The sequence below is a fragment of the Terrabacter sp. RAF57 genome (genome assembly GCF_052113925.1).
Taxonomy (GTDB): domain Bacteria; phylum Actinomycetota; class Actinomycetes; order Actinomycetales; family Dermatophilaceae; genus Terrabacter.
Genome location: NZ_JBFRDT010000024.1, coordinates 21,489 through 42,631, shown reverse-complemented (window position 1 = coordinate 42,631; position 21,143 = coordinate 21,489). Strand labels below are relative to the sequence as shown.

The following is a 21,143-nucleotide window of genomic DNA, read 5'->3' as shown; positions in this document are numbered from 1 at the left end:
TGCGCCTCGTCGTCGAGGCCCACACCCCCACCGTTTCAAACGGCTGTTCATGCGCATGTGTCGAGTGACCTCGTCAGCCGTCAAGGCGGACGACTCCTTCTGACTCGAGGCTGGCCAGCACCGCCCGGACGGCGTCACGGGAGTCCGCTCGCTCAGGAGGCGTCCCGAAGCGGGCTACGAGCCCCGAGGCGAGCTGCTCGATCGACGTGCCACCCGCGGTCAGTTCGCGGACAGCTTGTCCGAGTGTCGAAAGCCGGACGACCCGATACGCCCCGTTCACGGGGATCAGCACAACGGAGCCGTCCTCCCCGATCAGCTCATCCAGCGCCTCAACGGCCCACACCATGCTCACCGCTGCCGCTCCAGCACCGTGGCGACGATTGGTTCGAGATCGTCGGCGTTGCCGTAGTGCACGCGTCGGAGCCCACCAACGCTTTCGATCGCCGCGGCTAGACGGCGTAGGGGGCTGGGCAGCTGCGCAAGCGACGAGCTCTCGGGTGCCAGAAGCGCGATAGCGTCGAGAAGCGGCACGTTCTCAACCTCAACAGACCTTCCGGGAGGTGAGTCCCTAACCAGCACGACAAGCCCCGCCAACCACGGGTCGACTGGAGCCAAGCTCAGTCCGAGAGTGCAAGGATCAGTCTCGTCCTTGATCGAGGACCCCGACCGCCTCAGAGACAAGGGCTTGGGATAAACGTCGATTCCGAGGTCCTCCCTGATCGCTATGGTTTCGTCGGAGAGGTAGCCGCGGCCGCGCCCAAGCACCCGCGTCAGGGTCGTCTTACCCGTACCTCCGGGGGCGACGTAGACAATCGACGCCCCGCTCGTTGGGTCGCACAGCCCCCCCGCGTGGAGCATCAAGGCCGTGCCAGCCCGCGAATCAATGGCCGCGCGCGTCACGGACTGGGTGAGTGACTGCAGCGCCGACGCCCGAGAGCCTTCGTCGTCAGAAGCCGCGGGAGGGCGCACCTGCTTCACCTCGCTGCATCGAGGCCGATCGTCAAGGCAGAGCCGCCAGATGTCGCGCACGGGTTGCTCGAGGGAAGCGGGAACCACAACGTCGAGTGGGACTCCGAGTGCCCGCAAGGGGACGTGCACCATCTTGACCCGGTCGCGGTTGTCCAGTGAGTCACTGCTGGCTGTCATCGTGCCCGACTCTAACGAGCCAGACGCGCGATGACAGCAGCCATCCGGTCGACGCGGTCACTCCAGTCGACCGGGGCTCCGCCGCGGCTTGAGGTGCCCCCAGGAGGGTGACCTGACAGCATTCCGAGGACAACGTCGACGAAACCACCCTCGTCGGCGACCTCGATCCGGTCCTCGTCCACGTCGCGGAAGCCCGCAACAGGCGTCGACACCACGGGTCTGCCGGCGGCTCGGTACTCGTAAAGCTTGATCGGGTCGAGGCTGTCCGTGAAGGAAGTCACGACGTGCGGCACGATGAGCATATCCGAGTGCTGGAGGTAGGCCGGCACGTCGCCACTTGGCCGCGCGCCGAGCAGAACGACCCCTGACTGCTCGAGCGTGCGACGTTCGCTGGGTTTGAGGGCGTCAGGCCCGAGCATCACAAGGCTGCCCCGGCCTGCCAGTGCGTCCGCCACGCGAGCGCAGAGAGCGACGTCCAGGCGGTCACTGTGGAGCGTGCCGGCATACAGCACCACGGGCGCGTCGGGGAGGTCCGCAGGTCGGTCGTGCGCGACGAGGTAGGCCGCCGTGTCGACCCCGTTGGGCACGAGAGTCACCTTCCGGCGCTGCCCCTTGCTCGCCGCGAGGGCCGGGGAGCAGACGACGACCTCGTCGCACCGAGCCAAGAGCACCTGTTCCTGCGCGATGACCCGCTCGGTCTCGGCGGTCGACCGCTCGGCGAGCGTCCAGTCGTCGGTGACGTCGTAGAGCGAGCGCCATGTCGTCGCCTCGACCAGCAGCGCGCCGCTCGGGTCGTTGACCCAGAGGACCGGGTCGGCCATGTCGAGCGAACGGGCGGTCCGGAGCACCTGCCGAGCCCAACGCTCGTCGACGCGGCGGTCGACTCGCCGGGGCAGCCATTTGGTGGGCTCGAGGAGCCACAGCGCCTCGGGCCGTATGCCGTCGAGCGACGGCCCGGGACGCAGCCCGCGGCCGAGCCTCGGCTGGCTGGCGCCGAGGGCTGCGTGAAGCGGGTCGGTCGCCGGCTCGACGAAGAGCACCCGGAGGGTCGGGTCGCCGCGCAACAGACCGGCGACGAGATGCTGGTTGCGTCGCCACACACGGTCCCACGCCTCGAGGGAGGTCACGACCAGATCCATCACAGCACCCCTCGATAGACGGCCCGGGTCTCTCGTGCCTGGTGTTCGGGCGTGAAGCAGGTGCGCTGGGCGCGTTGGAGGTCGGAGGCATAAGCGTCCCGGCGGCGAGGATCAGCGACGAGAGCGGCCAGTTTCCGTCCCGCACTCTCGTGGTCTCCTGGTGCGTGCAGCGCCGCGCCGTCGACGGCCCCGACGGTCTCGAGGTGCCCTCCGGCGCCGACCGCGACGACGGGAAGGGCCGCTCCCATAGCCTCGAGAACCGTGAGGCCGAGCCCCTCGATGCGACAGGGGGCCAGGAGCACACCTGCGCGCGCCATCAGGTCCGGCACATCGCTCCGGTGACCGAGGAAGCGGGTTGAGTCGGCCAGGCCGAGGTCGGCCGCCAGGGAGGCCAGTCGCCATCGCTCGGCACCGTCCCCGGCGACGTCGAGACGCCAGCCCTGCGAGGCGACCCCGGACGCGGCGAAGGCCCGCAGCGCGACGTCGGAGTCCTTCTCGAGCTCGAGCCGCTGGACGAGCAGCACCACCCTCTCGCGCGCCGCGGCCGGGGGCGTCTCGGGACTGCTCTCGACGCCCGGGTGGATCACGACGCTCGCCCCCGCGATGCTGTCCGCGACGTAGCGGCTGATCGCGATCTGAGCGTCGACTCGGCGTGCGGCCAGGGCGGCCGCCACGCTCGAGACGGGGTTGCTCCCCCGACTCCTGGCGAAGTGCCGGGTCACCACCAGCGGAACGTTCACGCCCAGCAGCGCTGTGGCGCAAGCGATCTCGGCGGCCGTCATGTGGGCGTGCACCACGTCGGCATCGACCGCCCAGCGCCGCACGGCGATGAGGACGTCGGTGACGGTCGCGGCCGGAAGGGTGCGTACGCCCGGACCTGCGGCAGCCGGCATACGGTGGGTGTCGCCTCCGATGACCACGACCTCGTCACCCGCTGCGGCCTGGGCGCGGGAGAGCAGAGCGACATGGCTCTCGACGCCGGCGAACCCGTCCGAGCGGATCGCGTGCAGAATTCTCATGAGGCCTCTCGGCCTCGTCCCGGCGCGGCACGCAGGCCGTCGAGCAGCTCGACGTAGCGGGCGGCGACATGGGCCCACGTGTGCTGTTCGGCAGTCCGGCGAGCCGCCTGACGCAGGGAGGGACGGTCTGCCCCGGAGAGCAGGTCGAGCGCCTCGGCCACGCTGGTCGCCGACCGTTCGACGAGATAGCCGTTGACCCCGTGCTCGACGACATCGGGGATGGAGCCGGTGCGAGCGCCGATGACGGGAACCCCCATGGACAACGCCTCGAGGACGACGAGCGGCGACGCCTCATAGGCGCTGGGCAGGCACAGCACATCAGCCGCGCGCAGCCAGGGCCTCGGGTCACGGCTCGGACCGACGAAGGTGATGCGGGCCCGGTTGCGCACGGCGGCGGCCCGCGACTCCATGCCGGCTACGAGATCCGGTGACCCGCCCACGACGAGGAGCCGCACGTGGTCAGGGCACTGGTCCAGCGCGTCCACGACGAGGTCCAGTCCCTTGCGCGCGTACTCGTGCCCGATGAAGACGGCCAGCACGTCGGTCTCGGTCAGCCCCAACGACTCCCGCTCTGCTCGCCGCGCGTCAGCGGACGGCGGGACGAACTCGGACGTGTCGACGCCGTTGGTGACGACAGCGGTGCCCGGCCGCAAGGACGGGTGCAGCTCGCGCAGGAGCCGCTGGTCCTGGTCGGAGAGGTTCACGACGAGCCCGTGGGTGGCGGAGGTGTAGCGGCGCTTGTCCCGCACCGTGGTGAACAGGTGCAGGGGGTTGCGCAGGATCCGGTACCAGTACGCCCCTCTCGACCGCATCGCGGCCTGGACGAGTCCGTGGTTGACGTAGATGTCCCCGGCGAGGACGTCGTTGTGGCACACGGAGACGGTTTCGGGGTGGTCGGCGAGATAGCGCCGCGCGCGGCGGGTCCCGACGGACGAGAACCACACCACCCTGGCCAGGACCGCGAGCCGGCCCTGCAGACCGCCCCGAGGTGTCGGCAACCAGGCGCCGCCCGACTCCGTGAGGGTGAAGCGCTCGACGGTGACCCCCGTCCGCCGCCACTCCTGCTCGAGGTGGTGAGCCACGGAACCCACCCCGGTGCCGGGCCCGATCTCGGGCGCGATCTGCACGATCGTGGTCACCGAGCGGCCCCAGGGGTCTGCAGCAGTCCGGCGGGGTGCGGAGCCCCAGCCGGCTCGGGCGCTCGGGCCTCGGACGACTCGCGCTGCTCGGAACACCATTTCGCCCCGAGGCACAGGCCGAGGACGAGGAACGGGAGCGACCCCTGCACGGCAGACCAGAAGAGGTCGAACTGGCCCTGGACGATCCGTGACACCAGAACGGCCACCGCCAGGGACCCGTAGGCCGGGTCCATCCGCCACGCGACCCGCAGTGCCACGACCATGAGGAGGACGAAGGCGGCGAGGCCCACTGCCCCGGCCGATGTCAGCACCTCGATCTCGGCGTTGGGCGGCTGGAACTGGAACGGGAACCGGTCGGTGTACCACCAGCGCAGCCCGACGCCGAACCACGGGTCGGAGGACCAGACGGTCATGGAGTCCTGGAACCACGTGAGGCGCTGGAAGACCGAGTTGAACTGGTTCCCGGACTGGACCTGGTCCTGCACGAGGTTCGTCACGAAGAGAACGAGCGGGGCGACGAGCAGCAGCACGAGCTTGGACCGTCGTCGATCGGTCCGCGAGCGCAGGACCAGGACGAAGACTGCCGCGACCAGACCGATGACCGCCTGCCTCGACTGGGTGAGCAGGACAGCCGTCAGCATCATGCCCATGAGGACGAAGGACCACCTCCGATTGATCCCGCCCCACGCGGGCCGCGCATAGACCATGACCGCCCCCATCGCGCACACCGTGCCCGCGAAGTTCTTGTGCATGCCATACGGGAAGCTCGGGTAGACCGGGCTCAGGTCGCCGTGCGCGATGTGTATCAGACCTTCTACGACGGTGATGGTCGCCAGGACGGCGATGGTGCCGATGAGCAGGCGGAGACCGGTGCGGGCGTGACCGTTGGCGCCGACGGCCCATCCGACGAGAAGCGATCCGGACACGAGCATCCAGGCGTGCGCCCACTCGACGGCGTTCGCCGTGTACGGGTTGTTGACGACCGTGATCAGCGTGGCGAACTGGTACACCGCCGAGGCCCAGAGGACCGCACGCAGGCCGGCGGAGAAGGGCCGCCTGGCGAGAAGAAGGGCTGGGACGGCGGCCGCTGCGAGGGCGAAGTCCGAGAGCGAGAGGTCGACCCCTCCGCCGCCGACGCGGAGGACGACGAGGAGCAGGGGTAGCACGGCGAGCGGGATGAGACCGGGTTGCACTGCCGTCACACCCATCGCGAGCACGGCGACGGCGAGGATGATCGCTGCGTCGGGCGTCGTCACGGCGAGACGTCCTACGACGGCGATGAGGGCGACGCCGGCGAGCACCAGACCGATGCGGGTGAGCAGGTCGGTCGTGCCGGTGCGGAGGAGACGTTCCGGGATGATGCTCACGACGTGGCCACCCGTCCCAGCTCGTCGAGAGGCACGGACGGACGGTCGCTGCGTGTGGCGCGGGCGTCGCGGGGCCGTTCCTCCAACCGTGCGGGACCTGCGAGGTAGAGGTGTAGGCGTGCACGTGCCGCGCGACGCCGGTCTCCCCGCAGCACGACCCCTCGCGCGGCAGAGCCGACGACCTGCCCGGCACGCCCGACCTGCCAGCCCACGCTGCCGAAGTGCTTTCGGAGATAGATCTCCTGCGCGGCGTGGAAGTGGCCCTCACGCCGGTCGGGGTCGGTGCTCGTCGCGGCACCCACATGGGTGGCACGCGCTGCGGGCACGAGCGCGTGACGCCAGCCGAGCAGGACCGCGCGGCGCGCCCAGTCGGTCTCCTCCGCATAGAGGAAGAAGCGCTCGTCGTCGAAGGGACCGACGTGGTCGAGGGCCTCGCGGCGCAGCAGCAGCACCGACCCGATGACGTAGCGGTTGCGTCGCAGGCGGCCGAGTCCGGCGGCCTCGACCCACGTCGCGAGCGGCGACGGGAAGGGCCACTCGACCCGGGAGTGCGTGCCCGTGGCGTCGACCTGCGACGGCCCGACGCTCGCGAGGTCGGGCTCGGCGAGCAGGGCTGCGCGCAGGACCTCGACGTCGCCGGGGGCGACCACCGCGTCGGGGTTGACGAGCAGGACGTCGGCGCGGGGGTCGACCCGTCGCAGCCCCTCGTTGACGCCGGCCCCGAAACCCCCGTTTCGACCCGGGTCCACGTAGCGGGCGCCCGCGGCCTCCACCACGGAGCGCACCGCAGGCGAGGAGGAGTTGTCGACGACCGTCACCGACAGCGTGCTCAGCGGAGCCAGCGCGTCGGCGAGGAGGTCGGGCTGGCCGTACGCGACGACGACGACCTCGAGCGGCCGGTCGTCCGGTCCTGGCGGCGTCCACTGCTTCGCCGCGGCGCGGTACATCGCATCGTGCTCCGCCGCGATGCGGTCCCACGACGTCGCCGCCGCGCGGGCGAGGCCGGCTGCTCTGAGCCGCCCGGCCACGTCGCGGTCGTGCACGACCTCGCTGATCGCCTTGGCGAGCTCGGCGACGTCGCCCTCGGCGACGACGAGAGCGGCGTCGCCGACGACCTCCGGCAGTGCGCCGCTGTCGCTGACGACGACCGGGGTGCCGCAGGCCATCGCCTCGAGCGCGACCCGGCCGAACTGCTCGACCCACGAGGGGGTCGTGAGCGACGGGACGACCAGGACGTCGAGCGAGCGGTAGAAGTCGGTCAGCGCCTCAGGCGCCAGCGCGCCGAGGAGCTCGACGCGGTCGGCGATGCCGAGCCGCTCCGCGAGGTCCACGAGGGCGTGCCTCTCGGGTCCGTCGCCGGCGAGGCGTACGCGCACGGCGGGCTCGAGCGCCGCAGCGCGCAGGAGCACGTCGGCACCCTTGGCGGCGTCGAGGCGACCGGCGAACCCCACGACGGGCACCTCACGGGGCGTGTCGGCATACGCCGGCGGGGTGAAGGCGGTCAGGTCGGTGCCGAGGTCGACGGTGCGGGCGCGACCCGGGAAGCCCTTGCGCTCGGCGATGCGGCCGGCCGCGTCGTTGCACACGTTGACGCCGCTCGCGTGGCGCAGCGCGGCTCGCTCGAGCCACCGGAACGGGACCGGATAGCGCTTGTCGATGTTCTGGGCCGAGTAGAGCAGGTAGGGGGCGCGCTGGCGACGCAGCCACCGGAGCAGCAGCACCTCGGCGGTCGCGAGGGCGAAGGGCTCTTCGTGGATGTCGATGACGTCGACCGGGCGACCGATGGCCCGCCACAGCGGGCGCGGGTCGTAGAGGAAGAGGGCCGGGTGCGAGCCGACAGTGCGCGCCGGCACGACCGGCTCGTCGGGGAGCACGGACAGGGCGACGCGGCGGCCGCCCTCGGACCACGCCGCAGCCGACACGATGTCGACCCGGTGGCCGAGGCGTCGCAGGGCGCGCTCCCGCCCACGCCACGCGTCGACGACGGCGCTGTGGGACACGCGCAGTGCCCACATGACCACTCACCCCTCTCCCCGTACCGTCCCCGGATGTCTCCGACTCGGCACAACCCCTTGGATGATATGGGAGGATCGCCGCACGTACTGTCGAGTTGGGCCAGGGGGGCAAAGTGACGTTCCGGGAGTTCCTGGGCGTTCTGGGGGCACGGTGGCGGATCATCGCGGTGAGTCTGCTCGCGGTGGTCGCGGCGACCGCTGTCCAGACGATGCTGACCCCTGCCGTCTACACGTCCAGCTCGAAGATCTACCTGCGGGCGACCACCCCGGCGAGCGCCACCAGCAACCAGGGCGGGACCTACGCCGTCTCGGCAGGCGACCTCGGCACCTACCTCGAGGTCCTGACCTCACCGTCGGTCATGGATCCCCTGCGGACCCGGCTCGGCCTGCCTGCGGGATTCCCGCTGTCGGTCTCGGGCGACGTCTCTCAGACGTCCAACATGATGACGATCACCGCAACCGGTGGGGACCCCCAGCTCGTCGCGCGAGTCGCCACCGAGGCAGGCCCCGTGCTGGCCGACGTCGCCAAGAAGTTCTCCCCGCTGCTCGCCTCGAATGGTCAGGCCGTCGAGGCCGACACCATCGTGCCGGCCTCTGTTCCGGCTGACCCCACGTCACCCAACGCCAAGCGAAACCTCATGCTCGGCGCGCTCCTCGGCCTCGCGCTTGGCGTCGGCCTCGCGCTGCTCCGGCACACCCTGGACACCAAGGTGCGCACGGAGGAGGACATCAAGGCCTTGTCGAAGCGGCCCATCCTCGGCGACATCCCGATGGTGAAGTCGGTCAAGAACGGCCTGCTCTCGCTCGAGAGCGACCCGCACGGACGGCACGCGGAGTCGATCCGCCGCCTGCGCACCAACATCCTCTTCGTCGATGTCACGACCGGTGGGCACTCTTTCGTCGTCACCTCGTCGGTGCCCGGTGAGGGCAAGACGACGACGACGATCAACCTCGCCCTCGCGATGGCGGACGCCGGATCCAAGGTGCTGCTCATCGACGGCGACCTGCGCAACCCCTCGGTCGCGAGCACGATGGGTCTCGACGGCTCGTTCGGCCTGACCACCCTCCTGCTCGGTCAGGCGGACGCCGACGACGTCATCCAGCGCTGGCGCGAGACCACCCTCCACGTGCTGCCCGCCGGCCCCGTGCCGCCCAACCCGAGCGAGCTGCTCGGCTCCGAGCCGATGGAGGTCCTCTTCGGCAAGCTGTCCCACGACTACGACTTCATCCTCGTGGACAGCCCGCCCGTCGTCCCGGTCATCGACGCCGTGCTCATCAACAAGCTGACGCACGGCCTGATCATGGTCGTCGGCGCCGAGCGGACGAAGAAGCGCGACCTCGCCAGCGCGGTCCAGTCGCTCGAGACCGTGGACGCCCCCGTCGCCGGTTTCGCCCTCAACATGGTGTCGGCGGGGTCCTCGACCGCTCATCGCTACGGCTACTACGGCTACAACCGCGACGCCGACGTCAAGCCGAGCCGTCGGGCCAAGCGCTCGCAGGCCAAGCACCACTCCTGATCCACCGCGCCCGACCGCTCCGGCGAGGTGGATTCAGGCCCCGGCCGGCGGGTCGGCGTCGCCACCGAGCGGCACGAGCAGCTCCCGCGCGCTCAGGTCGCCGACGAAGGCCCGGACGTCAGCCGTGATCGCGTCCTCGGGCTGTCCGACGAGCTCGGCGACACGGGCGACCCATCCGGTCGCGGGAGCCGTCGTGGCCTCGGCCCAGATCAGGGCAGCAGCACCATCGAGGACGAGGAGCGGGCCGCCGGGCAGGCGTGCGACGTAGACGGACATCCCGTCGTCGCTCACGGTGACCCCGGCGTCGGGTCCGGGACGGTAGGCGGCGCTCACCGCCGGCTCCGACGGGCGAGGCGGGAGACCTGCTCCCTCAGGCCGCGCGCCGGTCGGCCGAAGAACTCGGCCACGATCTCTGCGCGCGACACCGGGCGTCCACGCACGATCGTCAGGTGCTCAACGTTGACGAGCACCGAGCGCGACGCGACGGTCAGCTTGGCGCGCAGGCCCCGGGCCGCCCGCACCCTGGCGCGCCACTCCTCCATCCGGGTGCCCCCGCGCGCCGCGACGCGCCAGAGGTCGTATGCCGGGTCGTCCCGATGCTCGTCGAGGGTGCCGGTGATGACCGAGAAGGCCAGACCGGCATCGAGCCGCCCCACCCAGTCGAGAACACGGTCGCGAGCAGCGTCGTCGACCGATGTCCAGAGCCACTCGACGTCGTTGGCGGCCTTGGCATCGCTGCCTCCGCGGGCGGCGTGCAGGAGTAGGACGACGGCTTGCGCATCGCGCGACGGCACCGGGCAGTCGATGCCGCCCAGAACCTTCGTGGTCCGCTGGGACCACAGGGTGTCGAAGGCCCGCTCGGGCGTGGGCCCGGTCCCAGGATAGATGCGGTGCAGGTCGAGCAGTCCGAAGTCCTGGTGTCGCAAGGTCGCCGAATGCTCGAAGGACGATCCGTAGACGAAGGTGTTGATGAGCTCCCAGCCGTGGCGAGGCAGCTCGTCGAGCAAACGACGCACGTGCGCCGGACGGGCCAGCACGTCGGCATCGGAGAAGCCACGCCCCGGCACCAGGGTCGGATCGAGTGCCGCACCCTTGACGTGCAGCAGGTCCGCTCCGCACCGGTCGGCGATCCACTGAACTGATGCGTGGGCGAAGCCGATGCGTACCTCGAGGGGCACAGTGGCACCCGCAGAGGGGGCTCCCGTCGCCTCCTGGGTTGCCATCGAGCGAACCCCCATAGACTGCAAGCGGACTGGTCGATCGCACCATAACAGCCCGCCAGGAGGTGCACGTGTCGCATCGCGATCGCCTCCGCTGGGCCACCGTGGCCGTCGCCGCCGCCACGGCCTTCGTGCTCACCGCGCTCCTCTCGACCCGAACCGGGGTCGGTGTGACGGTCGACGGGACCGTCCGCGGCTGGATCCTCAACGGGCTGCCGGGAGCCCTTCGCCAGGGTCTCGACCGCCTGGCCCGGCCGTTGGTCATCGTCGTGCTCGCTCCGGCGGTCGTCGTTCTCGCGCTCCTCGCACTCGTCCGTCGCGGCTGGCGGCGCGCCCTCGCGGGCGTCGTCATCCCGGCAGCGGCGACGTTCGTGGCTCTCGAGCTGCGCACACGCGACGTCTTCGGCATCGGCGGGGACGCCTTCCCGTCCAACCACGCGGCCGCCGGCCTCGGCCTGCTCGTCGGGGTCGCGGTCGTGTGGCCGCGACCCGTGACGCGACGAGGGCTCGTCGGACTGGGCGTGGCGGCGTTGTGCATCGGCCTCGGCAACGTGTCGTGGTACGCGCACCAGCCCCGTGACGTCGTCGGCAGCGCGCTGCTCGTGGTCGCGGTTGCCGCGGCGACCTTCGCCGTCGTCGGCGGTGACTCCCCCAACCTCGCCACGGAGGTCCGGGCCTCGCGTCGCACGTCGCGGGAGGGTGCAGGGCCCGTCGGCTGAGTCAGCCGGTGACGGAGCGCCAGACCCGCGCGTGCCCCTCGGCGCTCGCCTCCCAGGTGAAACGGCGCGACCGCTCGAAGCCGCGGCGGGCCATCGCCTCGACCTCGGCACCGCCGGCGAGGACGTCGAGGACGCCGGCGGCGAGACCCGGGCCGGTGGGGTCGACGAGGAGGCCGCCGTCGCCGACGACCTCGGGCAGGGACGACCGGTCGGCGGCGACGACGGGCACGCCCGTGGCCATGCCCTCGAGCGCCGGAAGGCCGAACCCCTCGACGAGGGAGGGCACGACGACGACGGACGCGGCGGCATACAGCCTCGGCAGCACCTCGTCGGCGACGCGCCCGACGAGTCGGACGGCGGGCAGCGCGCCGAAGAGCTCGGTGCGACGGGGGTGGGGCGGGCCGGCGAGCACCAGCGTCACGTCGGGCCGGGCTGCCCGGATCCGGGGCCAGGCGTCGGCGAGCGCCGCGAGGTTCTTGCGCTCGGACGCGCCACCGGCGGTGAGGACGTAGGGTCCGTCGACGCCGAGCGCGGACAGCCGGTCGGCGCCGAGCGGCTCCGCGCCGAAGTAGCGCTCCTCGACCCCGTTCGGGACGACGACGGGGTCGAGGAGCCCGAGCAGGTCGACCGCCTCGGATGCCGTGAAGGCCGACACGCAGACGACGGCCGCTGCGCGGCGCAGCTCCTCCGCCGCGGCGGCCACGGGTGCGGACTCGTCGGCGTAGCGCCAGGCCACGACGTCGTGCAGCGTCACGACCTCACGGGGCGCCGGCGGCAGCTCGAGGTTCATCCGGTGCACGAGCCCGCCACGGGCGTACGCGAGACGGCCCGCCGCCGCACGCGCGCTCGGTGACGCGCCACCGAGCCAGCCCATCGGCAGGCGGAGGGTGCCGGGCAGGGGCGACCGGAGCGAGCGCGCCACGACGTGCCGGACCCGCCACACCTCTCCCGGTGCGGCCAGCGCGGCGAGGGCAGCGGGAGCGCGCGAGACGATGTGTCGCTCGTAGGCCTGCGCACCCATCGGCACCGCCGTCGCGGTCGTGGCGATCGTGAGCCGGTGCACGCGGGATCCTCGCTGTCGGGGCTGCGGTCAACTGCGGGACGGGTCCGCCCTCGCATCGTAGGGTGAGACCGCCCGCGAGCCGGTGACCTCGCGGGCCCGATCGAGAGGAGCCGCGGTGGAGGGTGCCGGTCGGCCGCGCGTCGCGCTCGTGACCTCGTCGTACCACCCACACCTCGGTGGGGTGGAGGGGCATGTCCGCCACGTCGCGCGCGAGCTCCGCACCAGGGGCACGGAGGTCGAGGTGTGGACCGTCGACCGCGGCGAGCACCTCGGCGTCACCGAGCTCGACGGCACCGTCGTGCGCCACCTGCCGACTCCCCTACCAGCCCGCTCGGGGCGCGCCCTCATGAGCTTCGGGTTCGCCGCCCCGCGGGCGTGGCACGCGTGGCGGTCGGCCTTCCGCGCCTTCCGCCCCGACCTGCTCCACGTCCAGTGCTTCGGACCCAACGGGGTGTATGCCGCCGCGCTGGCTCGTCGCACCGGCACCCCGCTCGTGCTGTCGAGCCACGGCGAGACGTTCATGGACGACCACGACGCCTTCGGCACCTCGGCGCTGATGCGCGAGGGACTGCGCCGGACCATCGCGGCCGCCGCGGTGACGACGGGGTGCTCCGAGCAGGTGCTCGACGACCTGCGGGACCGGTTCGGCCTCGAGGGCGGGACCGTCGTGCCCAATGGCGTCGGTCCCGTGCCGACGACGCCTCCGACTGGCACGATGCCCGACGCGCTCGGCCTGTCAGACGGCCCCGTCGTCCTGGGGGTCGGCAGGCTCGAGACGACGAAGGGCTTCGACCTGCTCGTCGAGGCCGTCGCGGGCATCGACCGCGAGCTCTCCCCGACGCTGGTCATCGGCGGCGACGGGTCCCAGCGCGAAGCCCTGCGGGCGCTCGGTGAGCAGGTCGGCCTCGGTGACCGGCTCCGACTGGTCGGACCGCTCGATGAAGCCGCCGTCGACACCTGGATGCGTCGGGCCGACGTCGTCGTCATGCCCAGCCGCCGCGAGGCCTTCGGCATCGTCGCGCTCGAGGCGTGGCGGGCCGGCACACCCCTCGTCGCCACGAGCCTCGGCGGCCCCGCGTCGTTCGTCACCGACGGCGTCGACGGCGTCGTCGTCGACCCGGTCAACACCGGGGCGCTGGCCCATGCCGTCGAGTCGCTGTTGCACGACCCCGAGAGGCGGGCGGCCCTCGGGGCGGCCGGGCAGGCCTCCGCGCGCCGATACACGTGGTCCGCGATTGCGCTGCAGTACTCCCACCTCTATCAAGGGCTCGCCAGTTCGTGATCCGCGGTGGGCTTGCCCTGACGAGACGACGCGCGGGCACGCGCATCATCGGGCCGGTCTGCTGCGCCCGTGGGTAGCCTCGGGGCGTGCCTCCAGCCGCGCCGCCTCCGCGCCCTCCCGTGCGTGTGGCGATCCTCGACCACACGGCTGAGCTGGGCGGCGCGGAGCTCGCACTGCTGAGGCTGTTGCAGGTCGTCGACCGGGGGCGCGTCGAGCCCGTCGTCGTCCTCTTCTCCTCGGGCCCTCTCGAGGAACGGCTCCAAGCGGTCGGCCAGCCGGTCGTGGTCGTGCCCCTGGACCCGAGGGTCCGGGACATGGGCCGTGCCGTCGGCCCGCTCAGCGCACTGCGTCGCGCTGCGACCGGCGCGGCCTTCCTGCACCGCCTCGCCGCCTCCCTCCGTGCTCTCGACGTCGACGTCGTCCACACGACCTCGCTCAAGGCGGACCTCCTCGCGATGCCCGTGGCTCTCCTGCTGCGCAAGCCCCTCGTGTGGCACGTCCACGACCGCATCGCCGAGGACTACCTGCCCTTTCGGACGGTGCGCGTGCTGCGGCTCCTCGCCCGCCGCGTGCCGCACGCCGTCGTCGTCAACTCCGAGGCGACGGCCGCCACCCTGCCCGGCGCGCGCCGTCCGACGGTCGCCTACCCGGGGCTGTCCTCGGAGCAGGTCGCGCACTCCGGCCGACGTCTCCAGCCGGAGGGTGGCCCCGTCGTTGGCATGGTGGGACGGCTCAGCCCCACCAAGGGCCAGCTCGTCCTCGTTCGGGCCGCGCGACACGTCGTGGACGTACGCCCGACGACCCGCTTCAGGCTGGTCGGTTCCGCCGCCTTCGGCGCCGCGGACTACGAACGCGAGCTGCGCTCGGAGATCGGTCGTCTCGGGCTCGAGGCCGACATCGACCTCGTCGGCTTCGTCGACGACCCGCGGGGCGAGCTCGAGGCCATGTCCGTCTGCGTGCACGCGTCAACGGTGCCCGAGCCCTTCGGCCAGGTGGTCACGGAGGCGATGGGATGGGGCGTGCCGGTCGTCGCCACCCGCGGCGGTGGGGTCGACGAGATCGTGCGCACGTCGCCGAGTGGCTCCGAGACGGGGCTCCTCGTCGACGCCGGAGACGAGCAGGCCCTGGCTCTGGCGGTCCTCGACGTCATCGACCGTCCGGCGGAGGCGCTGGCCCGCGCCTCTCGCGCCCTCGCCGACGTCGCCGACCGATTCGGGATCGAGCGGGCCGCCGAGACCGTGACCCGGGTCTGGGAGGAGGCCGCCTCGTGAGCACCCCGGACTTCCCTGTCGGGCGACCGCGCGTCGCCATCGTGCACGACTACCTGACCCAGCGCGGCGGTGCGGAGCGGGTCGTCCTGGCGCTGCACCGGGCCTTTCCCGACGCGACGATCCACACGACGCTCTACGACCCGGCTGGCACCTACCCGGAGTTCCGCGATGCGCGGGTCGTCGTCTCCCCCATCAACCGCATCGGGGCGCTGCGCCGCGACCACCGGGCCGCGCTCCCCCTGCTCCCGTATGCCGTGTCCCACCTTCCCGTGGACGCCGACGTCGTCGTCGTGTCGAGCTCGGGCTGGGCGCACGGCGTGCCGACGACCGGGCTCAAGCTCGTCTACTGCCACGCCCCGGCGCGCTGGCTCTACCAGGCCGACGCCTACCTCGGGGACGAGGCCGGCCGGTCCGCGAAGGCGCGCGCGCTGGGTCTGCTCAGCGGGTGGCTGCGCCGCTGGGACCGTCGCGCAGCGGCGTCCGCGGACCGCTACCTCGCGAACTCGACGGTGGTCCGGGAGCGCATCTCGGCGGCATACGGCATCGACGCCCGGGTGCTCGCCCCGCCCTACGGCATCGACCCCGCCGACCCGCAGGAGGCGGTGGCCTCCCTGGCGGACTGGGCCGACGACGGCTACCTGCTCCTCGTGTCGCGGCTGCTGCCCTACAAGAACGTCGACGTCGCGGTCGACGCCGTGCGCGACCTCCCCGAGCGGCTCGTCGTCGTCGGTGCGGGACCGCTCGAGGCGCGGCTGCGCGCCGAGGCACCGGACAACGTCCGGATCGTCTCGGGCCTGACGGACGCCGAGCTGCGCTGGACCTACGCCCACGCCCGCACCCTGCTCGCGCCGAGCCTCGAGGACTTCGGGCTCACCCCCCTCGAGGCGGCGGCGTTCGGGGTGCCCACCGTGGCCCTGCACGCCGGCGGCTATCTCGACACCATCGACGAGAACGTCAACGGGACGTTCTTCGAGGAGCCGACCGTGCCAGCCGTCCGCGCCGCCGTCGTCGCCGCCCGAGAGCGGGTCTGGGACGAGGCCGCGATCCGCGCCCATGCCGAGCACTTCTCGGAGGCGAGATTCCACGCACGCATCCGGGCGGAGGTCGACAACCTCCTGTCGGTCAGCTGACGGCGCGCACCACGAGGAGCCAGGCCACGACGGGCGCACCGACGACGAGGATGATCGCGAGCACCCGCAACGCCGCCGCGTGGCCGTAGACCTTGGCGACGACGGCGCCGAGGATGCCGATGGCGAAGACGGCGATCGAGTAGTTCGCGAACGTCGCGCTCAGCTCGACGATCTCGGGGGACTTCGTGATGTTGGCGATCGTCGCCGCCTTGCCCGCGGGACCCCACGGCGCCGGCAGCGGCACCTGGGCGAGGAGCAGCGCCGCGAGGCCGAGCACGTCGGTGCGTAGGTACGAGCGCCTCAGCGCCGAGGCCTGACGGCGGCTGCGGACCGACGGCTGCACGGCCGACGGGGGCGGCGTGAACGCGCGAGGCAGTGTCAGCAGCAGACCGGGCAGGCCGGCGAGACCGGCCAGGAAGGCCGCGTACAGCTTGGGGCGCCCGTCGGAGGCGAAGCCGAAGACGGTGACGAGCGGCACCGTCGCGTGCACGAGCACCCAGACGTAGGCGACGAAGGCCAGAGCAGCCCCGACGGCCACGGGGAGGTCGGCGCTCACACGTCGGCTCACTCCTCGGGCTTCGGGCATGGCGGACAGTGTAAGCAGCAGTGCGATCGACTCCCGACACCTACACTTGCGCCGTGGACAGCACCCGTGAGCGCGACACCGACCTGTTCGAGTCCGAGCAGGTCGCTGCCGGCGACGGCTCCTCCGGGGGCTCCGGCGGGTCCGGCGACGACTGGGACGGCGGGTCGCCCGCCGACGGCGGTTCGGGCCGCCGGGAGAAGAAGCGCAACCGCAAGGTGCTCGTGGCCGCGCTCGTGCTGCTGCTCGTGCCCGTGCTCGCCGTGGGCGGCTACCTCGCGTGGCTCAACCACATCGTCACCAACAACGTGAAGCAGGAGCTGCTCCTGCCCGACGACGGCTCGGCGGGCAGCCAGCCGACCGACAAGAACGGCAACGTCGTCGTGCAGCCGGCGGGCAACGGCACGAACTACCTCGTCGTCGGCAGCGACGCCGGTCCGGGTCGCGTCGGCGGYCGGTCCGACGTCATGGTGCTCGTGCACGTGCCGGCCGACCACTCGGCCGTCACCCTGATCCACTTCCCCCGCGACCTCTATGTCTCGATCCCGGGCAAGGGCAAGAACAAGCTCAACGCGGCGTATGCGTTCGGCGGGCCGCCGCTGCTCGTCAAGACGATGCAGGACATGCTCGGCGTCCGCATCGACCACGTCGCGCTCGTCGGGTTCGAGGGGTTCAAGTCGATGACCGATGCTGTCGGCGGCGTCGACGTCAACGTCGAGGAGTCGAGCAACCAGCCGCCCTACGTCTTCACCCAGGGCGTCCAGCACATGGACGGCGCGATGGCCCTGGCCTTCGTGCGCGAGCGCAAGCAGCTGAGCGAGGGCGACATCTCCCGTGGGCGGCGCCAGCTCGCCTTCATCAAGGCGCTCATGCTCAAGACCCTGAGCAAGGACGTGCTGACCAACCCGATCAAGCTCAAGGACTTCACCGAGGCGGCCACGACCAACCTCACGGTCGACCAGAAGCTCGACGTCGGCACCATGCGCTCCGAGGCCCTGGCCCTGCGCGACCTCCGCGGCGGCGACATCCGCTTCATCACGGCGCCCTTCACGGGCTTCGGCACGAGTCCGGCCGGTGCGTCGATCGACATCGTCGACGAGGTGAAGATGGCCGACCTCGGCGACGCCATCCGCAACGACGAGCTCAACTCCTACAAGTAGGAGCCGGCCCGGCGACCCCGTCGGCCGCGGTCAGACCCGCTTCCACGAGTTCAGGTCGCCCTGCGAGAGCCACGTCTGGTTGCCGGAGATGATCCAGCCGGCACGGTCTGTCACCGACAGGCCGATGCTCCCCCGCTCAGGGGTCGCGACCGGCACGCACGCGACGACGGCGGCGGTGCGGCCCTTGACGACCTCGACGAGCTGGACCCCCTTGCACGCACCGACGATGCGGACGGCATACGTCGTCAGGCTGTTGTCGACGAGCAGGTTGCTCAGGGCGACCCCGCCCGGCGCGTCACCGGAGTCGGACCACGTCGTCCCACCGTCGTCCGTGACGACGACCGACCCGTCGGCGCACAACGCCTGCGCCTGGGCCGCGGACGTGCGCGAGAGGTCGACGACGACCGCGTCGCCGCAGGGCGTCGCTGCGGCCTCCTTGGGCGCGAGCACCTGGGTCGGCTCGTCGAGACGGCGCGCCCAGCCCCCGCTGACGGCGGTCGGGGTCTGCCACGTCCGACCCGCGTCACGCGAGGCGTACTGCTCGAGGGTGCAGTCTGGGCCGGCCCCGATGACGAAGACGCGCGCCTCGTCGAGGGGCTGCACGCGCGCGACGGCGCGGGCCGGCGACCGCAGCTTCGTCCACGACCGGCCGCCGTCGGCGGTGACCTCGACGGTCGCGCCCCCGGCGACGCAGGCGCCGGTCGTGGCTCGCCAGGCCCGCGCTGCGTCGAGCGCCGAGACGAGCCGGGTGACGGGGACGGCCTTGGCCGCCGGCGGCGTCGTGCCGGTGGTGGGGGCGGTCGTGCCCGGCGCGGCCGGCGCGGCCGTCGCGGGCGGACTCGTGGTCAGCGCCGCGGTCCGCGTCGTCGAGACCGCGGGCAGCGCCTGGGAGGCGTTGTGGCCCGACCGCAGCGCGAACGCGACGAGCGCGACGTCGACCGCCAGGAAGGCGACGAGACCTGCCGTCGCCACTCGGTTGTTCATTGCTCCAGATCCCCCTCGACACGGCTGATGGCCCTTCCCCCGGGGGACATGCTAGGGGCGAATCCGCCTGTCGTACGCGGCAGTCCGCGTTCGGATCGGCTCTCGGGTCAGCCGGCGGGCGGCGTCAGGGCTGCGACGACGACGGGCAGCTGCGCCTCGATCTCGGTCGACATCCGGTCATATGCCGCAGAACCGCGCCCGTATGGGTCGGGTATGTCCGATTCGGCCGCGGTGCGCGCCGGGTGGAGTCCTCGACGACCACGAGCGACCTCGGCCACGATCGCGGCCCACGGCGTGTCGTGGTCGGCCGCCGACACGTCGGGCGCGGCCGCGGCCGCGGCGAGGTCGGCGTCGCGGACGAGGTCGGCGAGCTCGCCCAGGGTGAAGGTCTTGCGCAGGGCCCGCGGGTGCAGGGCGACGGCGTCGGCCCGGTGCTTCTGCGTCGCGGTGACGACGATGTCGGCAGCGTCGAGCATCGCAGGGGTGAGCTGGCGCGAGGCGAAGCCCGCCGTGTCGGAGCCCACGGCCTCGAGGGCGGCGACCGACCCGGGCTCGATGTCGGCGCCGACGAGGGCGCGCGTGCCGGCGCTCTCGACGTGGACGTCCTGCCCGGCGAGGAGCTGACGCAGCCGACGCTCGAGGTAGGGCGAGCGGCACACGTTGCCCGTGCAGATGACGAGGACCCGACCCACCGGCCTCATCGGCGCGCCCCGGCGAGCGAGGAGGTGTGGGCGAGGCAGGCCTCGAGCGTCGGCAGCAGCCCGGCGTCCGCGGCAGCCGCAAGGGTCGGGGCGGCGGCGTCCTTGGGCGAGAGCACCGGGACGAAGCCGTCGGGCAGCTCGAGCCCGACGGTCGGGTCGAGCGGGTTGATGCCGCGCTCGATCGACGGGGTGAAGACCTCGGAGCACAGGTAGACGGCCGTGCCGTCCTCGACGCAGGCGAGCGCGTGGCCAAGGCCTTCCGCGAGGTAGACCGCGCGGCGGTCGACGGTGTCGAGCACGACGGAGTCCCACTGCCCGAAGGTCGGCGACCCGACCCGGACGTCGACGACGAAGTCGACGAAGACCCCGCTCGTGGCCGTGACGTACTTGGCCTGCGAGGGCGGCACGTCGGCGAAGTGGATGCCGCGGAGGGCTCCGGCCGACGAGACGGAGATGTTGGTCTGCCGGACCTGCATCTCGTGGCCGATGGCCTCGGCGAGGCGGTCGGCGCGGAAGCCCTCGGCAAAGACGCCTCGGTCGTCGGGGAACTGGCGCGGCGTGATCTCGAAGGCTCCGTCGATGCGGAGCGGGCGGATGTCCATCAGGTCCTTGCCTTCACGGGGTGTCCTTGCCCTCGGCGAGGAGGGCGTGCAGGTAGAGACCGTAACCGCTCTTGGCCTGGTCGTCGGCGTGCCGTCGCATGCCGTCGTCGTCGAGCCACCCGTTGCGCCAGGCGATCTCCTCGACGCAGCCGATCTTCTGGCCCTGCCGCGCCTCGACGACGTGGACGTACTGGCTGGCCTCGATGAGGCCCTCGAACGTGCCGGTGTCGAACCACGCGGTCCCGCGCGGCAGGACGCTGACCGACAGGGTGCCGCGGCGGAGGTACTCGTCATTGACGGCGGTGATCTCGAGCTCGCCGCGCGCACTCGGGCTCAGGCCGCGGGCGATGGCGACGACGTCGTTGTCGTAGAAGTAGAGGCCCGGCACGGCGTAGCTCGACTTCGGGTGCTCGGGCTTCTCCTCGATGGAGATGACGTGGCCGTCCGGGTCGAACTCGACGACGCCGTAGGCCGTGGGGTCGGCGACGCGGTAGGCGAAGACGTGGCCGCCCTCGACGTCGGTGTGGTCGGCGAGGCGGGTGCCGAGCCCCGGGCCGAAGAAGATGTTGTCACCGAGGACGAGCGCCACCCGGTCGTCGCCGATGAAGTCGGCACCGAGCACGAACGCCTGCGCCAGCCCCTCGGGACGCGGCTGGACGGCATACGTGATCGTCATGCCCCACTGGGAGCCGTCACCGAGGAGGCGCTGGAACTGCTCGACGTCAACCGGGGTCGTGATGACGAGGACCTCGCGGACGCCGGCCATCATGAGCGTCGACAGCGGGTAGTAGACCATCGGCTTGTCGTAGACGGGCATCAGCTGTTTGCTGATGCCGCGCGTGATCGGGTGCAGCCGGCTGCCCGTGCCCCCCGCCAGGATGATCCCCTTCATGGTCGGTCAGCCTAGGTGCTCGGGCATGAGACGTCGTCCAGCGATGCCTCTCTGGGCGGGTTGGAGCCGGCCAGACGTCCTGACACCGCACGGCTCCTCGTGGCGCGATCTCAAGAGGCTGCGGATCGGCCGATAGCCACTTCAGCCCGTCAGGCGACGTCTAGCATGAGCGGACCTCGACGAGTTCCCGCAGG

21 protein-coding genes are annotated in these 21,143 nt (G+C 72.0%); 6 read left to right on the top strand and 15 right to left on the bottom strand.

Annotated elements, in window-relative coordinates; all coding sequences use genetic code 11:
* Window positions 1-73: 73 nt before the first annotated feature.
* From AB4Y83_RS20135 to AB4Y83_RS20105, 7 genes are read right to left on the bottom strand one after another with little or no spacing between them, the layout of a single operon-like run.
* Window positions 74-352: a PqqD family protein gene (locus AB4Y83_RS20135; protein WP_442273986.1), complete on the bottom strand. Its 279-nt coding sequence runs from the start codon at window positions 350-352 to the stop codon at window positions 74-76.
* Entirely contained in the window at window positions 349-1,146 is a 798-nt protein-coding gene (locus tag AB4Y83_RS20130; RefSeq protein WP_442273985.1) for a hypothetical protein, read from the bottom strand. The genes AB4Y83_RS20135 and AB4Y83_RS20130 overlap by 4 nt, the downstream gene beginning before the upstream one ends.
* 11 nt (window positions 1,147-1,157) lie before the next feature.
* Window positions 1,158-2,285 (bottom strand): glycosyltransferase, encoded by a 1,128-nt coding sequence (locus AB4Y83_RS20125; protein ID WP_442273984.1) that lies wholly within the window; start codon window positions 2,283-2,285, stop codon window positions 1,158-1,160.
* Window positions 2,285-3,304: a glycosyltransferase family 4 protein gene (locus AB4Y83_RS20120; RefSeq protein ID WP_442297965.1), complete on the bottom strand. Its 1,020-nt coding sequence runs from the start codon at window positions 3,302-3,304 to the stop codon at window positions 2,285-2,287. The genes AB4Y83_RS20125 and AB4Y83_RS20120 overlap by 1 nt, the downstream gene beginning before the upstream one ends.
* Window positions 3,301-4,443, bottom strand: coding sequence for a glycosyltransferase family 4 protein (locus AB4Y83_RS20115; RefSeq protein ID WP_442297964.1), 1,143 nt, complete (start codon window positions 4,441-4,443; stop codon window positions 3,301-3,303). The genes AB4Y83_RS20120 and AB4Y83_RS20115 overlap by 4 nt, the downstream gene beginning before the upstream one ends.
* Complete coding sequence (locus tag AB4Y83_RS20110; protein ID WP_442297963.1) at window positions 4,440-5,810, bottom strand: O-antigen ligase family protein; 1,371 nt, start codon at window positions 5,808-5,810, stop codon at window positions 4,440-4,442. Before AB4Y83_RS20110 ends, AB4Y83_RS20115 begins: the two co-directional genes overlap by 4 nt.
* The gene (locus AB4Y83_RS20105; RefSeq protein WP_442297962.1) at window positions 5,807-7,810 is read right to left on the bottom strand and encodes a glycosyltransferase; all 2,004 of its coding nucleotides are present in this window, start codon (window positions 7,808-7,810) and stop codon (window positions 5,807-5,809) included. The genes AB4Y83_RS20110 and AB4Y83_RS20105 overlap by 4 nt, the downstream gene beginning before the upstream one ends.
* Before the next feature lie 128 nt (window positions 7,811-7,938).
* On the opposite strand from AB4Y83_RS20105, the gene AB4Y83_RS20100 reads away from it, so the two are divergent.
* Window positions 7,939-9,342, top strand: a complete 1,404-nt coding sequence (locus tag AB4Y83_RS20100) for a polysaccharide biosynthesis tyrosine autokinase (RefSeq protein ID WP_442297961.1) — start codon at window positions 7,939-7,941, stop codon at window positions 9,340-9,342.
* 33 nt (window positions 9,343-9,375) lie between these two features.
* Here the strand turns inward: AB4Y83_RS20100 and AB4Y83_RS20095 are convergent, their stop codons facing one another.
* Together AB4Y83_RS20095 and AB4Y83_RS20090 are read right to left on the bottom strand one after the other, a co-directional pair.
* The gene (locus AB4Y83_RS20095; protein ID WP_442297960.1) at window positions 9,376-9,675 is read right to left on the bottom strand and encodes a hypothetical protein; all 300 of its coding nucleotides are present in this window, start codon (window positions 9,673-9,675) and stop codon (window positions 9,376-9,378) included.
* On the bottom strand, window positions 9,672-10,565 hold the full coding sequence (locus AB4Y83_RS20090; protein WP_442297959.1) for a nucleotidyltransferase family protein: 894 nt from the start codon (window positions 10,563-10,565) through the stop codon (window positions 9,672-9,674). The genes AB4Y83_RS20095 and AB4Y83_RS20090 overlap by 4 nt, the downstream gene beginning before the upstream one ends.
* 68 nt (window positions 10,566-10,633) lie before the next feature.
* Here AB4Y83_RS20090 and AB4Y83_RS20085 point away from each other — a divergent pair, with 68 nt between their 5' ends.
* Window positions 10,634-11,281: a hypothetical protein gene (locus tag AB4Y83_RS20085; RefSeq protein WP_442297958.1), complete on the top strand. Its 648-nt coding sequence runs from the start codon at window positions 10,634-10,636 to the stop codon at window positions 11,279-11,281.
* A gap of 1 nt (window position 11,282) precedes the next feature.
* Here the strand turns inward: AB4Y83_RS20085 and AB4Y83_RS20080 are convergent, their stop codons facing one another.
* The gene (locus tag AB4Y83_RS20080; protein ID WP_442297957.1) at window positions 11,283-12,344 is read right to left on the bottom strand and encodes a glycosyltransferase family 4 protein; all 1,062 of its coding nucleotides are present in this window, start codon (window positions 12,342-12,344) and stop codon (window positions 11,283-11,285) included.
* A gap of 115 nt (window positions 12,345-12,459) precedes the next feature.
* Between AB4Y83_RS20080 and AB4Y83_RS20075 the strand changes: the two genes are divergently transcribed.
* From AB4Y83_RS20075 to AB4Y83_RS20065, 3 genes are all read left to right on the top strand, one after another.
* Window positions 12,460-13,626 (top strand): glycosyltransferase family 4 protein, encoded by a 1,167-nt coding sequence (locus tag AB4Y83_RS20075; protein ID WP_442297956.1) that lies wholly within the window; start codon window positions 12,460-12,462, stop codon window positions 13,624-13,626.
* A gap of 86 nt (window positions 13,627-13,712) precedes the next feature.
* Entirely contained in the window at window positions 13,713-14,897 is a 1,185-nt protein-coding gene (locus AB4Y83_RS20070; RefSeq protein WP_442297955.1) for a glycosyltransferase family 4 protein, read from the top strand.
* Window positions 14,894-16,027, top strand: coding sequence for a glycosyltransferase (locus AB4Y83_RS20065; protein WP_442297954.1), 1,134 nt, complete (start codon window positions 14,894-14,896; stop codon window positions 16,025-16,027). Before AB4Y83_RS20070 ends, AB4Y83_RS20065 begins: the two co-directional genes overlap by 4 nt.
* On the opposite strand, the gene AB4Y83_RS20060 is transcribed toward AB4Y83_RS20065, so the two are convergent.
* Window positions 16,020-16,613, bottom strand: a complete 594-nt coding sequence (locus tag AB4Y83_RS20060; protein WP_442297953.1) for a hypothetical protein — start codon at window positions 16,611-16,613, stop codon at window positions 16,020-16,022. The two genes, AB4Y83_RS20065 and AB4Y83_RS20060, sit on opposite strands and share 8 nt — an antisense overlap.
* Before the next feature lie 53 nt (window positions 16,614-16,666).
* Between AB4Y83_RS20060 and AB4Y83_RS20055 the strand changes: the two genes are divergently transcribed.
* The gene (locus AB4Y83_RS20055) at window positions 16,667-17,770 is read left to right on the top strand and encodes an LCP family protein (protein WP_442297952.1); all 1,104 of its coding nucleotides are present in this window, start codon (window positions 16,667-16,669) and stop codon (window positions 17,768-17,770) included.
* Between the two features lie 30 nt (window positions 17,771-17,800).
* Here the strand turns inward: AB4Y83_RS20055 and AB4Y83_RS20050 are convergent, their stop codons facing one another.
* From AB4Y83_RS20050 to rfbA, 4 genes are all read right to left on the bottom strand, one after another.
* Entirely contained in the window at window positions 17,801-18,754 is a 954-nt protein-coding gene (locus AB4Y83_RS20050; RefSeq protein ID WP_442297951.1) for a hypothetical protein, read from the bottom strand.
* A gap of 107 nt (window positions 18,755-18,861) precedes the next feature.
* Entirely contained in the window at window positions 18,862-19,455 is a 594-nt protein-coding gene (locus AB4Y83_RS20045) for an arsenate reductase/protein-tyrosine-phosphatase family protein (RefSeq protein ID WP_442297950.1), read from the bottom strand.
* Window positions 19,452-20,057 carry a dTDP-4-dehydrorhamnose 3,5-epimerase family protein gene (locus AB4Y83_RS20040; protein WP_442297949.1) on the bottom strand — a complete coding sequence of 202 codons (606 nt, stop codon included), beginning with the start codon at window positions 20,055-20,057 and terminating at the stop codon, window positions 19,452-19,454. Before AB4Y83_RS20040 ends, AB4Y83_RS20045 begins: the two co-directional genes overlap by 4 nt.
* A gap of 13 nt (window positions 20,058-20,070) precedes the next feature.
* Window positions 20,071-20,949 (bottom strand): glucose-1-phosphate thymidylyltransferase RfbA, encoded by an 879-nt coding sequence (rfbA, locus tag AB4Y83_RS20035; RefSeq protein ID WP_442297948.1) that lies wholly within the window; start codon window positions 20,947-20,949, stop codon window positions 20,071-20,073.
* Window positions 20,950-21,143: the final 194 nt, after the last annotated feature.

Coding starts and splice junctions, on each gene's coding strand:
- AB4Y83_RS20130 (WP_442273985.1), bottom strand. CDS start 1,146: ATGACAGCCAGCAGTGACTCACTGGACAACCGCGACCGGGTCAAGATG.
- AB4Y83_RS20125 (WP_442273984.1), bottom strand. CDS start 2,285: ATGGATCTGGTCGTGACCTCCCTCGAGGCGTGGGACCGTGTGTGGCGA.
- AB4Y83_RS20120 (WP_442297965.1), bottom strand. CDS start 3,304: ATGAGAATTCTGCACGCGATCCGCTCGGACGGGTTCGCCGGCGTCGAG.
- AB4Y83_RS20090 (WP_442297959.1), bottom strand. CDS start 10,565: ATGGCAACCCAGGAGGCGACGGGAGCCCCCTCTGCGGGTGCCACTGTG.
- AB4Y83_RS20060 (WP_442297953.1), bottom strand. CDS start 16,613: ATGCCCGAAGCCCGAGGAGTGAGCCGACGTGTGAGCGCCGACCTCCCC.
- AB4Y83_RS20050 (WP_442297951.1), bottom strand. CDS start 18,754: ATGAACAACCGAGTGGCGACGGCAGGTCTCGTCGCCTTCCTGGCGGTC.
- AB4Y83_RS20045 (WP_442297950.1), bottom strand. CDS start 19,455: ATGAGGCCGGTGGGTCGGGTCCTCGTCATCTGCACGGGCAACGTGTGC.
- AB4Y83_RS20040 (WP_442297949.1), bottom strand. CDS start 20,057: ATGGACATCCGCCCGCTCCGCATCGACGGAGCCTTCGAGATCACGCCG.
- rfbA (WP_442297948.1), bottom strand. CDS start 20,949: ATGAAGGGGATCATCCTGGCGGGGGGCACGGGCAGCCGGCTGCACCCG.